At 67.2% G+C, this 11528-nt stretch carries 17 protein-coding genes; 2 read left to right on the forward strand and 15 right to left on the reverse strand.

Translation table 11 applies throughout. From position 1 onward, the window contains the following. Positions 1 to 68 precede the first annotated feature (68 nt). From AO501_RS25950 to AO501_RS25990, 9 genes are all read right to left on the reverse strand, one after another. Positions 69 to 605 carry a hypothetical protein gene (locus AO501_RS25950; protein ID WP_055580452.1) on the reverse strand — a complete coding sequence of 179 codons (537 nt, stop codon included), beginning with the start codon at positions 603 to 605 and terminating at the stop codon, positions 69 to 71. Positions 606 to 633: 28 nt separating this feature from the next. Next, positions 634 to 975 carry a hypothetical protein gene (locus AO501_RS25955; protein WP_055580453.1) on the reverse strand — a complete coding sequence of 114 codons (342 nt, stop codon included), beginning with the start codon at positions 973 to 975 and terminating at the stop codon, positions 634 to 636. A gap of 371 nt (positions 976 to 1346) precedes the next feature. After that, positions 1347 to 2390, reverse strand: a complete 1044-nt coding sequence (locus AO501_RS25960) for a DUF932 domain-containing protein (RefSeq protein WP_055580454.1) — start codon at positions 2388 to 2390, stop codon at positions 1347 to 1349. A gap of 420 nt (positions 2391 to 2810) precedes the next feature. Beyond that, positions 2811 to 3128: a hypothetical protein gene (locus AO501_RS25965; RefSeq protein ID WP_055580455.1), complete on the reverse strand. Its 318-nt coding sequence runs from the start codon at positions 3126 to 3128 to the stop codon at positions 2811 to 2813. Between the two features lie 88 nt (positions 3129 to 3216). Continuing rightward, the gene (locus AO501_RS25970) at positions 3217 to 3765 is read right to left on the reverse strand and encodes a hypothetical protein (protein WP_231752612.1); all 549 of its coding nucleotides are present in this window, start codon (positions 3763 to 3765) and stop codon (positions 3217 to 3219) included. A gap of 330 nt (positions 3766 to 4095) precedes the next feature. Beyond that, positions 4096 to 5064: a DUF4192 domain-containing protein gene (locus tag AO501_RS25975; protein WP_055580457.1), complete on the reverse strand. Its 969-nt coding sequence runs from the start codon at positions 5062 to 5064 to the stop codon at positions 4096 to 4098. A gap of 390 nt (positions 5065 to 5454) precedes the next feature. Then, a complete protein-coding gene (locus AO501_RS25980; RefSeq protein WP_055580458.1) occupies positions 5455 to 5994 on the reverse strand; it encodes a hypothetical protein in 540 nt (179 codons plus the stop codon). Between the two features lie 389 nt (positions 5995 to 6383). Further along, on the reverse strand, positions 6384 to 6731 hold the full coding sequence (locus tag AO501_RS25985) for a hypothetical protein (RefSeq protein ID WP_055580459.1): 348 nt from the start codon (positions 6729 to 6731) through the stop codon (positions 6384 to 6386). Between the two features lie 24 nt (positions 6732 to 6755). Further along, a complete protein-coding gene (locus AO501_RS25990) occupies positions 6756 to 7097 on the reverse strand; it encodes a hypothetical protein (protein ID WP_055580460.1) in 342 nt (113 codons plus the stop codon). 397 nt (positions 7098 to 7494) lie between these two features. Here AO501_RS25990 and AO501_RS25995 point away from each other — a divergent pair, with 397 nt between their 5' ends. Both AO501_RS25995 and AO501_RS37430 read left to right on the forward strand, forming a co-directional pair. Next, complete coding sequence (locus tag AO501_RS25995; protein ID WP_082658843.1) at positions 7495 to 7821, forward strand: helix-turn-helix domain-containing protein; 327 nt, start codon at positions 7495 to 7497, stop codon at positions 7819 to 7821. Between the two features lie 47 nt (positions 7822 to 7868). Beyond that, positions 7869 to 8015, forward strand: a complete 147-nt coding sequence (locus AO501_RS37430; RefSeq protein ID WP_156452787.1) for a hypothetical protein — start codon at positions 7869 to 7871, stop codon at positions 8013 to 8015. 27 nt (positions 8016 to 8042) lie between these two features. Here the strand turns inward: AO501_RS37430 and AO501_RS26000 are convergent, their stop codons facing one another. From AO501_RS26000 to AO501_RS37435, 6 genes are all read right to left on the reverse strand, one after another. Further along, complete coding sequence (locus AO501_RS26000; protein WP_055580461.1) at positions 8043 to 8720, reverse strand: hypothetical protein; 678 nt, start codon at positions 8718 to 8720, stop codon at positions 8043 to 8045. Positions 8721 to 8726: 6 nt separating this feature from the next. Further along, a complete protein-coding gene (locus AO501_RS26005; protein ID WP_055580462.1) occupies positions 8727 to 8909 on the reverse strand; it encodes a hypothetical protein in 183 nt (60 codons plus the stop codon). Beyond that, positions 8906 to 10156, reverse strand: a complete 1251-nt coding sequence (locus AO501_RS26010; protein WP_055580463.1) for a hypothetical protein — start codon at positions 10154 to 10156, stop codon at positions 8906 to 8908. The genes AO501_RS26005 and AO501_RS26010 overlap by 4 nt, the downstream gene beginning before the upstream one ends. Next, entirely contained in the window at positions 10153 to 10449 is a 297-nt protein-coding gene (locus AO501_RS26015; RefSeq protein WP_055580464.1) for a hypothetical protein, read from the reverse strand. Before AO501_RS26015 ends, AO501_RS26010 begins: the two co-directional genes overlap by 4 nt. A 24-nt stretch (positions 10450 to 10473) precedes the next feature. Beyond that, on the reverse strand, positions 10474 to 10701 hold the full coding sequence (nrdH, locus tag AO501_RS26020) for a glutaredoxin-like protein NrdH (RefSeq protein WP_055580465.1): 228 nt from the start codon (positions 10699 to 10701) through the stop codon (positions 10474 to 10476). A gap of 557 nt (positions 10702 to 11258) precedes the next feature. Next, the gene (locus AO501_RS37435; protein WP_156452788.1) at positions 11259 to 11420 is read right to left on the reverse strand and encodes a hypothetical protein; all 162 of its coding nucleotides are present in this window, start codon (positions 11418 to 11420) and stop codon (positions 11259 to 11261) included. Positions 11421 to 11528: the final 108 nt, after the last annotated feature.

Here is an 11528-nt window from a genome sequence, read left to right on the forward strand (position 1 = left end):
GGAGCACCTCCCAGGAGGGGTGCCCGACTATTTCGGTGGGGAGTCGATCGGGCACCTACCCGCAGAGGCTAATGGCGCGGGGCCCAGTCGGGCCCGGGGTGGCTGGGGCGGTAGTGGAGGCGGTCGCGCGCCCAGGTCCCGAAGTTCTGCGAATTGGCTGTGGTGCGTTCGGATTCCACGGTCAGCGAAGGCAGCGGTATGCGCCGCCACCCGGTGTGGTCGACGGGAAGATCGTGGTGGGCGATGTATTCGCGCTTGTCGAGGTTGCACAGATAACCTGCGGCGGTCGACGCGGCTGCCTGGCCCAGCGGCGTGTTCGGTGCGACGGCGTCAGCCACGAGTCCGTTGAGCCGCACGAAATGGCGGTCCTCGACAAGGAAGTACAGGTTGGCCTGGTGGCCGGGGTCGGGGTCGGCGTAGTCACCGGCCCAGACCAGGCGCAGACCGCCGTCGAGAGCCAGCAGAGTCAGCACCGCAGACATCAGCGGGACGTCGGCGCGGGTGTGTCCGGCCAGCTTGAGACCTGAGCCGTAGTCGGCGGGGTCCAGCGCGCAGACGATGTGCCCGGCGGTGTTGAGGAAGATCGGGGTGAAGTACTCGCCCATGAGCTCGGCTCCTTTCGGTGTCGGGGGGTCAGCGACCGATGCCGGCGGCCATGGCGTCGGCGGAGACAGGCTTCCATCCGACAGATTCCACGGCCCAGGCGGTTTCGCCGGTGACGACGACGTCGCCGACGGACAGGCTCCGGTGCCCGGCCAGGCGGTAGCGCAGTGCCCAGATGTGTTCGGGCTCGTCGATGTTGAGCTGTTCGAAAACGATCTCGCGCGCGGCCTCGATCAGCGCTGGGCTGTGCAGGTGCTCGGCGAGCTCGAGGTCGAAGCTTTCGGCCATGCGCAGTGAAGCGATGGTCTGATCGAAACCGAAGGAACTGCCGGCGGCGTGGTTGAGGTAGACGGTGGTGCGCAGGATGGTCATTACAAAAGCCCTTACGCGGGGTGGGTGTGCCGGTCGGCACGGGGTGTGGGCAAGCGGGTGAGGGTGGGCTGTCAACCCCGAAGAGTCCGGTGGTGGGGCCGGCGGATTTGTCGCCCGCGAGCGTCAGCGAGCTGGTAGGCGGCAAATGTCCTCCGCCGCCGGCGCCACCGGCGGGCGTGGGTGGACAGCTCGGGCCCCCGCCCGGTTAGCGTGTGCGCCCCGTCGAGCGGCACAACAAGGTAAGTGGTGGACGGATGGCCGCCGCTGCGGCGGCCGTTGCGCGCCGCCAGGCGCGGCGGTTAGGCCGGAAGAAAAAGAGGGGCCCGGCCAACCCCCGCGTGTGGGTGCTGGCCGGGCCCGGGTGGGTCGGGTTAAAGCGTCTGCAGCATCCGGAAGGCTTGGGCTTTCAGCGAACTGGTGCTGGCCGCGCTGGCGATGTTGCGCAGCGCGCGGGCCGCGGCCGCGTCACTGCTGGTGCGGGCACCTCGGACCGGGACGTGATGGTCGAGGTATTCGGTGACGGCGTTGTAGGCCGCCCACCGGGTTCCGGCGATCGGGGTGATGGTCGGCGAGGACATCCACAGCTTCACGATGCCGTTGGCCCGTTCGCGGCGGTGCCGGCGCGTGGCGGTACTGGTCGCGGCGTCGACCTCGAACAGGTGGTGGGTGAAGTCGCGGACCTGATCGGTGTCCATCTCGCGGGCATAGAGAGCGGCCGCTTCGGCCTCGAACGCCCGGGCGTAGCGCCAGGTCAGTTTGAGTGCGTTGCGGGCCTCGGAGATGGCCGCGCGCGCTCCGCCGGTGTGCCGGATTCCCCAGCTGGCCTTGGCATCTCGCAGTGCGGCCGATTGGGTGTTGGCGCACACGATGCGGATCGGGGTGACCAGGAAGGTGAACTTCGAGGACCCGTCGTGGGAATTGAGCGCGGCCAGGTAGAGCTCGGTGCGGTCTTTGGTGCCGTCGCGACCGTCGAACACGATGGCCTCGGGCAGCTTCATGGTGACGAAGGTTTCCCGCCCGCCGCGCAACGCGCCGGCGGTCTCGAAGTGCGCCCCGCTTTCGTCGACGAGGGCGTCGAGCAGCTCGCAGGACGCTTCGTTTTGGACGGGCTCGTACTTGCTGCCCACGACACCGAGGACGTCCAGGCGGCCGTTGATGGGGTTGGTGCGCACGGTGGCGTAGAAATCGGGCACCGGCAGGGGTTGCGGTGCGGTGACGCCGTTTTCGTCGATGACGGGCTCCTGGGGCACCTGCAAGGCCATTTTGCGGACGTTCCAGCCGGCCAGGTGGGCGGCGTCGAGGGCTTCGCGTGCGGTCATGGTGTGGCCGACGGTTTGGCCCAGGCGGTGCCAGTGGTCGCTGCGGGAGTTGGCGAAGGAGGCGATGCCGCTGGTGATGTCGAGTTCGTGTGCCATGAGAGGTGTTCCTTTCGGGAAACGGTGTTGTGGTGCGCCGGTCGGCGCAGGGGTGCTTGCAAGCGGGTGGGGGTGGACGGTCAACCCCGCAGAGTCCGCGGCGGGTGTTCGCCGGGTTTTCGGCCCGCGCCCGCCCGGCGCGCAGCGCCTCGGGGCGGGCTGGCATAGGGCCGAAAACGGTCACTCGGCTACGGCGATGCCCGACCGTGGGCGTGGGTTGAGCGGACGGGTCCCCACCCGGTTACCCTGTGCGCCCTGCTGACAGGCAAAAAGGTTGAGGGGCTGCGGATTACGCGACGCCACGGGCGGCAGCGACAGGGACTTCCTACGGCGGCTGGCCGGGGGTGGGGCCGGAAGAAAAAAGGGGGGCCCGGCCGACCCCCGGTGTGAAGGGTGCTGGCCGGGCCGGGTAGCTCGGGTTCAGGTCAGGCCTGCGGCGCACAGGGCACGCCGGATGGCGGCCAGGGCGGCGACGGTGTCGCTGATCATGGCCCAGGCTTCCCAACCGCGTAGGGCTGCGTCGACGTCGGCGTGTGCGACGCCGGGGCGGGTGAGTGCTTGGGTGCGGCCGTGGTCGGGGCGGCGGGTGTCGTCGACGACGGCAACGAGTTGGCCGGTTCCGTCGAACAGGCGCGGGTCGCCGGGGGGTGCCCAGTTGAGTTGGAACCGGAGCTGGTAAGTGATGTTGTCGGGCGGGTCGATGAAGTCGAGGGCCAGTCCGTAGTCGATGTCGGGCATGAGGGTCTCCTTGAAGGTGGTGCGAATAGGGGAGACCGGGCCCGCGCGGTGAGGGTCGCGGGCCCCGGCCTGGAGTGGTGGTGGGTTGTTAGGCGGCGTGGCGGTTGTGGTGGTCCAGCAGGTGTTCGATCGCGTCGTCGAGGGCGTCGTAGTCGATCGGGCGGCGGTCGTCGATGGTGGTGGTCCACAGCGGGTCGTCGGCGTCGAGGAGTTCGTCGCCGGTGGCGCCCGCCAGGCGGTAGGTGTGGCCGGCGGCGGTCGCGGACCAGGCCCACGTGTTGGTGGGCAGGGCGTGGAAGGTGAGGTCGCCGGCGCGGACTTTGAGGATCCGGGTCACCGGGCGGGTGCGCAGGTCCGGTGTGGTGGCTTCGACGGCGGCGAGCTGGCCGTGGTCGTCGGTGGCCAGCAGGATCAGGCGGTGTCCGCCGGTGGTGGTGCGTTCGTGCACGGTGGTCAGCGCGATGTCACCGTGGTTGTGGGCGGCGATGCGGGTGATTCCGTAGGCCTGCTCGGCGATGCGGCCCGCGGCCTCGTCGCACAGGTTGAAGGCGTGCTCGAATTCTGAGATCTCCATGGTCGTGTTCTCCGTTCGCTCAACGTGATTGGCTGCGCCGGTCAGCGCTGGGGGTGCGGTCAATCGGTCGAGGGTGGGCTGTCAACCCCGAAGAGTCCGGTGGTGGCGCCGGCGGATTTTCGGCCCGCGAGCGGCAGCGAGCTTGGTAGGGCCGGAAATGTCCTCCGCCGCCGGCGCCACCACCGGGCGTGGGTTGACAGGTCGGGCCCCCGGCCGATTAGGCTGCGCCCCCTTGCTGACGGCAAAAAAGTCGAGCGGCTACGGATTACGCGACGCCACCGGCGGGCGTGACCGCCACTGCGCGCGGCAGCCGGCGGGGCCCTGGCCGGAAGAAAAAGGGGGACCGGCCAACCCCCGTGCGGTGGGAGCTGGCCGGTCCCGGCTTGGTGGTGATCAGTCGGTGTCGGGGGTGCGGGGTTCGGTGGCGGCGATGAGCGCTTGGCTGATCTTTTCCGGTGAGAGCCCGGCACGCAGTGCGGCCGAGAGCAGACCGGCCAGTCTCGGCTCGGGTGTGTGGCTGGTGTGGGCTTCGTCGAACGCGGCGTCTAGGGCGATGCCGGCGCGTACGGTGTCCCCGTTCAGGCACAGGCAGGCCGCCGCTACGGTGAGGGCTTCGGCGCGGGGTGCGCCGCGCAGTCGGCGGGCGATGTGGGTCCACAGGTCCGCGGCGTACTCGGGGGTGTCGACGGCCAGCCCGATCATCGCGTCGCGCAGGGCGGGGTGTGCGGTGATCAGGATGCCCGCGCGGGTGGCCAAGGTGGGGTTGGTGATGGGACCACCGGCCAGGGCGGCGGTGATCTCCTCGACGGTCGCTGCGACGAGGCGGGCGTGGTTGCCGATCTGGGCCGGGGGTGCGGGGGGCAGCGGGCTGAATTCGTCCTCGATTTCGCTGCGGTGGGCGCGGATGGTGTGGCCGCGGTGGACAAGTTGGGCGGTGAGCACGGCGTCGGTGTAGGGGTAGGTGGGTCCGTACTGGCCGGTGTCGATGTCGAGCCATTGGCCGGTCTCGGTGACGTCGCGGGTGTGCAGGCAGCGCAACACCTCGATGTTGATGGCGCGCAGGGAGTCTCGGGTTGCCTCGACCAGGTGGCGGGCGTGGATGTCGTGGGGTTGGTCGCAGACCGCGAGGATGATCGCGGCGGCGAAGTTCCCGGCACGCAGGTTGCAGGTGGCGGGGAAGTTGGTGGCTTGGTCGGTGCTGTTGATCATGTCGAAGCGGGCCGCGCAGCGCACCCCAAGACCGGTGGTGGGGTGCTGCTGGAGCAGGTAGACCACGATGCTGTTGGTCGGGACGAATCCGAGCAGGCCGGGTGCGGCGGCGACGATGTCGGCGGGGGTGCGCAGTGCGTTGACGTTCTCCATGGTGTTCTCCGTTCGGTGAAGGTGATTGGCTGCGCCGGTCAGCGCTAAGGGGTGGGCGTCAATCGGGTGAGGGTGGGCGGTCAACCCCGAAGAGTCCGGTGGTGGTGCCGGCGGATTTTCGGCCCGCGAGCGCAGCGAGCTGGGTAGGGCCGAAAATGTCTTCCGCCGCCGGCGCCGACGCCGGGCGTGGGTTGACTGCTCGGGCCCCCGGCCGATTACGCTTTGCCCCTTTGCTGACGGCAATAGAGTTGAGCGGCTACGGATTACGCGGCGCCACGGGCGGGCACCAGCGCAGCCGGTTGGCAGCCGGCGGGGTTGTGAGTCGGAAGAAAAAATGGGCCTGGCCAGCCCTGCGTGTGGCGGGGGAGCTGGCCAGGCCGACCTGCGCGGTTAGGCGATCCGGTAATCGCAGCTGGTGGGGTCTGCGTCGTATTGCTGGCCGTCGGCGAAGATCGCGATCGCGGTCTGATGTGTGCGGCGCAGCAGTTCGATCATGGACAGCAGTCCGGCTTGGTCGCGAAGCTGCCAGGTCAGTGGGCCGGTGTAGAGGTCGATCCAGTTGACGTTCGCGGTTTTGAACCGGTTGAGCGCGGATTGGGTGACGACGGCGTAGGTGGGTCGGCGCGTCCACTCGACGCTGAGCGCCACACGGGCCTCGATCTCGTGCGGGTCGCGCCGCAGTGTCGGAATGTGGTGGGGAATGCCCAGCATCTGTGTGCGGGCGGCGGTGAACGCCTCTAGCAGCCCCTGCACGGCATGGCAGCTGTAGAAGATCATGTGAATACCAGCACAGGCCAGAGAGATTCGGGCGTCCGGGGTGCGCGCGTGGTGGGCGGACACCTCGGCGTGCTGTTGGCCTTTGACGGTGACGATGCTATGGGTGATGGTCGCGGCTGGGGTGAGGTGGTTGGGCTTGGCCGAGGTGGTCATGGATGTTCTCCGTTCGGTGAAGGTGATTGGCTGCGCCGGTCAGCGCTAAGGGGTGGGCGTCAATCGGGTGAGGGTGGGCGGTCAACCCCGAAGAGTCCGGTGGTGGTGCCGGCGGATTTTCGGCCCGCGAGCGCAGCGAGCTGGGTAGGGCCGAAAATGTCTTCCGCCGCCGGCGCCGACGCCGGGCGTGGGTTGACTGCTCGGGCCCCCGGCCGATTACGCTTTGCCCCTTTGCTGACGGCAATAGAGTTGAGCGGCTACGGATTACGCGGCGCCACGGGCGGGGGTGACCGGCACTGCGCGCGGCAGCCGGCCGGGGCCCTGGCCGGAACAAAAAAGGGGGCCCGGCCAACCCCCGGTGTGGTGGGGGAGCTGGCCGGGCCCGGGTGTTAGAACAGGCGACCGGCGCGGTGCGGGTCGTTGTGGCAGGGGCAGCCACAGCGCCAGCAGAAACCGGGCAGGGACAGCTTGAGCAAAATGCCGCCTTCGTGGGGGCCGCCGAGGCGATGCCCGCACTGATCGTGGCGGCCCTGGTCGCACGTTTTGGTCGGTGCGTTCTCGGGCATCTCGACGATGACTGGGGCGCCGTTGATTTCATCGGGGAAGGTGATCCAGCGGCGCCGGATGACCAGGCCGAGGTGGCGTTCTTTGCGGAAGGCCACCTGGGCGCGGCGTTTGAGGCACTGGATCGGCGCGGCGGAGGTGGCGGCCCATTGTTCCCAGAACTCGCTCATCATTGGTCCTTTAGGAGTGTGGCCGGGTCAGGACCGGTCGGTGACGTGTTGGGTCAGGGCGTAGGCGGCGCGGGTGAGCCGCAGGCTTTCGGTGATGAACGCGGCCACGTCTTCGCCACTGGTACCTTCGCTGAACTCGACGTCGTAGACCTGGTCACTGAGCAGGGCGCTGACCGCTGTGTGGGCTCCGGTGAGTGCGCTCAGGGCGGTGTTGAGGCTGGTGACGAGTTGGGCGCGGTGGTGTTCGATTTCCAGATCCCAGTCGGCGTAGAGGTTTTCGGTATCGGCGTCGCTGCCCACAGCTGGCGGCTGGTGCGGGTCGTGGTCGGCGCTGGTCCACGGGTCGATGGTGTGCTCGGTGGTGTTCATGGTCAGGATTCCTTTGCGGTAGTGGTGATCTGCGCCTGGTGGCGCGGGCTTGGGGGGGACCGGTGGGGTGGCGGTGTCAACCCCGCAGAGGCCGGCGGATCAGCAGGAGGCGGCCATGCCGCCGGTGCCGCACGGGCGCAGCGGGAGCCGCCCGCCAGGGCGGTGGGAGCGCAGAACGGGCGAGCCCGCCGGGCGTGGGTTGACAGCGACGGGGGCCCTCACCGGTCATACTTGCCGCCCGCTGACAGGCAAAAATGTCGAGGGGCTACGGGTCTCGGTGAGCACTCCGCATCACAGCTCGTGTGATATGCGTTGCAATATGTATAGCTTTCAGGCTATATAGTCGGGCGGTGTTGATCGATTTGGCCAGCGGAGTTCGATGGTTGGGTGGAACGAAATGGCCAGAGACCGAGGCAATCAACGCCTGCAGAACATGCGTGCCGATCTGCAGCGGGGGGCGCGGGTTGCCGCGATCAGCAAGGGGATGCGCGAGATGGATCGCCGGTACGCGATCAATCTCGCCGCAATTCGCAAAGCTGCCGCGTTGACACAGACCGACTTGGCCGCACGGCTGGGGATCAGCCAAGGCTCGGTGTCAAAGATTGAGGGTCAGCAGGATTGGCTGTTGTCGACGCTGGCGGACTACATGCGAGCCGTGGGCGTCGCGAACACTCGTCTGGCGGTGACTGTCAACGGCGAGGACATGGAGTTCACCCTCATCTAGCGTGCGACGGGGGACATCGGTCACCGTCGCGCAGTAATCTAAAGGGTGTGGTTGAGACGGCGTTGTGGCGATTGATGGTGGATTCAACGGGTCAAGTGCCGGTGCCGCTCATGGAGTGGGTCGTCAGCGGGGAGTGGCCGTCACCGCAGTTGCGTTGCGATGTAGCGTTCCCCGACCAGTTGTTCACCTATTGACCACAGCGCCCTAAAACGACAGGACGGTCAGCTCAGCAGTTGCAGTCCGTCGGCCAGGGAGGCGAATCGGCCGTGTTCTTGGCCGTTGGTGGTGGTTTTTTCGCCGAGCCAGATGCCGATGATTTCGGCGGATCCGGTTGCGGTGGTGAGCCAGACGGGGCCGCCGGAGTCGCCGGGGATGCTCGACGGCATCCCGGTGGTGAGGTATTGGTTTTTGCCGGCGTATCCGGTGATGGCTCCGCAGTGTTGGCCGCTGGAGACTCCGGTGCGACAGACTTGCTGGCCTTTTTCGGGTTGCGGGTGACGGTTGGTGGTGGGTGTGTCGCCGATGTAGGCCAGCGGCAGTGATCGGATACCGAAATCGATCAGGCCGTAGTCGGGGCCGCCCTGGTAGGGCGGCTCGACGATGGCGCGGGTGAAGTCTCCGGTCAATCCGGTGCGGGTGGCGCGGGCGTAGCCCGCGGTTTTACCGCGGCAGTGTCCCGCGGTGACGGCGTAGGTGTGCAGGTCGTGGCCGGTGTAGACGTAGCCGACGGTGCAGAACATGGTGATATCGGCGGTGGGACTGAGGTATTCGATGCGGTCGCCGGGGCTGACCGTGGGAATGTCGGCTCGGGCCGGGGTTGATCCGGCCACGGCGATGATCGCAAGAGACAGGGCGGTCAGGGCGGTCAGGGCGGCGCGGGCTCGGCTGGTGATGTGCATGGGTTGTTACCTCGAGGAGTGCGGGCGGGGGGAGCGGAGGTGTCGTTCGGAGCGCAGTTGGGCACGCGCGCACAGGCCGTCGATCCAGGCGCGGGCAGTGTGGGCGGCCGGGCCGCCGGTGCGGCCTGCGGCCGCGGTGATGGCGGTGGTGACTTGGGCGGTGACGAGGGTTTCGATGCCGGTGTTCATGCGGACTCCTGCAGGCCGGGCTGGGTGGTGGCGCTGCGCCGGTAGTCGGCTGCGGCGCGGGTGCGCAGTGCGGTGACGGTGCGCAGGGCCGCCTCGGCGGTCGCTGAACGCTTGTGGCGCACGACTTTGGTCAGCTGTTGGTGTTGGTGGTGCACGGCGCGCAGCTGGCGGGCGGCTTCGGCCAGCCAACGACTGTGGGTGTGCGCCCGAGCTACGGTGGCGCGTGCCTCGGCTAGCGCGGTCCTGCATTGGTCAGCGGCGGCGGCGGCGGTGGCGGCCAGGGCCATGGCGTGCAGTTCGTCGAGGCTGACCACGGTGAGCCCGCCGAACGGTTCACCCGGTTGCCACAGGCCGGCGGCGATGTGATCAGTGACGTCGGATTTCTCGGCCGGTAGTGCGGACAGCACGATGACGACCTGCGCGGCGCGTCGGTGCAGCCGGGTGTACAGGTCCAGCGCACGCCGGTAGCCGGCCAGATCCCGGTCGGCGGCGATGACCACCTTCAGCCCATCGAAGTGCGCGAGCAGTTCGTCACCGAAGTTGGCGGCTCCTTGGGCGTTGGTGGTGGCCAGACAGCCTGCGCGGGTGAGGGTTTCGGCGTCCTTCTCGCCCTCGGTGATCCAGATCCACTGGTCGGTGGCGGCCGCGGTGCAAATCGCGGTACTGCGGTAGAGCACGGGGCTGAATCCCTCAGGTTTGCGATACACCCAGCGCCGGCCGTCGCGGTAGCGTTGCTGAAATCGTTTATGCGGCTGGCCGGTGCAACTGCATTCTTGGCGCAGCACTTGCTGGTGGGGCAGTCCGCGGTCGGTGGTGTAGGTGTAGACGCGCACCGTTGTCCACTGGTGGTCGACAGGGTCGGCGGTTGGGGTGATCCGCGCGGGCAGCGGACCCATGACGAGCGCGGGCCGCGCTGCGGCGGTGCGACGGTGCCAGGCGGGGTGATTCGTGGGAGCCGGTGCGGGGGCGTCGAACAACTCGGCCACCCGCAATCCAAGGGCTGCGGCGAGGTCGGCAATGCTGGCCTGGCAGCTAAAGCAGTGCATCAGCACCGCGCCCCCCTGCTCGCCGCGCCCGGTGGGCCGCCAGGTGACTGACAGCGACGGGCTGTGGTCGGTGTGCAGCGGGCAGCTTGCCATGAAGGCGTCGGTCCCACGGGGGCGGATGTGGTGACCGGCGGTCTCGAACGCCTGGTGGACGTGCTCGAATGCACCACGGGGTCGGCACGTGTGGTGTGCGGCGCTCATCGCGGGACCCCGTTGTCGATGACGGCGTGCACGACGGCGTAGGTGGCGCGGGCGTTACGGATGGTTTCGTCCAGGAACGCGGCGACGTCGCGGCCGTCGCGGCCGTCGATGAAGTCAGCGTCGTAGACGGTGTTGCTGCACAAACGATCCAGGGTGTCGGCGGCGCTTTGCAGGGATTCGATGCCGGCCGCGATGTGGGCCAGCAGTTGCCTGCGGGTTTCACCGATGCGTTCAAGATGGTCGAGTTCGCTGATGTCGTGCAGGTCGTGGTCCAGGGCGGCGAAAGTGTGCATGACAGTTGTCCTTTGGGTTGGGCCTTAAGCGGCCAGAGCCTTGATGCGGTCGGGGCGGAAACCTGACCAGTGCGCGTCCTCGGCGACCACCACGGGTGCATGCAGGTAACCGAGTGCCATCACATAGTCGCGGGCCTGGGCGTCCACGGTGATGTCGATTTTCTGGTAATGCACGCCTGCTTTATCGAGAGCGCGGAATGTGGCAGTGCATTGCACACACGCGGGTTTGGTGTACACGGTGAGTGTAGACATTGGTAGCCCCCTGGAAGTAATTCGGGATCGGTTATCGATAAATCAATATTATCGGGCCAATTTGGCTGGCGCCACATCGGTGAGAAACAAATTTGCCGAACTTTTGTCACGGCTTTCCTCGATGGATTCCACCCCGGAGTTGCCTGTTGAGTGAGCAGGCCGGTATACCTGCAGTCCGTTGACTGCCAGCATCTTTCATCCGATGCCCGCGGTCCCGGTTGGCTGTCCAGGCCCGCTGATTCCCGCGCAAAGTGGACAAACGGGGAATGCATCCGGTGATCGCGTCTCTCCCAAATAACAAATCACAATGAATCGTGACGTGGTGTCTGTACATCGACCTAATGCATACCGACTATGGTCATCCTTTCCCGTGTGACATCTATTTTATTTGCCGTGCGGCAGCACGATCCAAGACCGGCATGAGGGCGTTGTAGCGCCAGGTAAAATCGGTGGTCCTTTACGCCATTGGTTCGCTGGTTCATCTGTGGGGGTGCTGGCCATTGATATTTGATTGTGGTGGGGCCAGGACTGCGGCGCTTGACCCCACCACGGACGGGTTATTTCTGGGCGACTTCAGCAAGGTGCAGGTCGTAGACTTCGTCGGCGGTCTTGTCACCGGCGATGACCTCTTCGACGGGAGCCAGGGTGTAGCCGTTGGCAGCCAGCCATTTGAGGTAGTCGCCGCATGTCACGTGGTGTGACCAGTGGTTGATTGTCACCGGGTTGCGCCAGGAGTCTTTGAGGGTTTCGGCTTATGTATGACTGAACACTGTTCGTGCCCAAGAAGAAGTGGTGGGACACCATGCGTAAGCGACGGTCGGCCCGTT

It is taken from the genome of Mycobacterium gordonae, from assembly GCF_001417955.2.
Classification (GTDB): Bacteria; Actinomycetota; Actinomycetes; order Mycobacteriales; family Mycobacteriaceae; genus Mycobacterium; species Mycobacterium gordonae_B.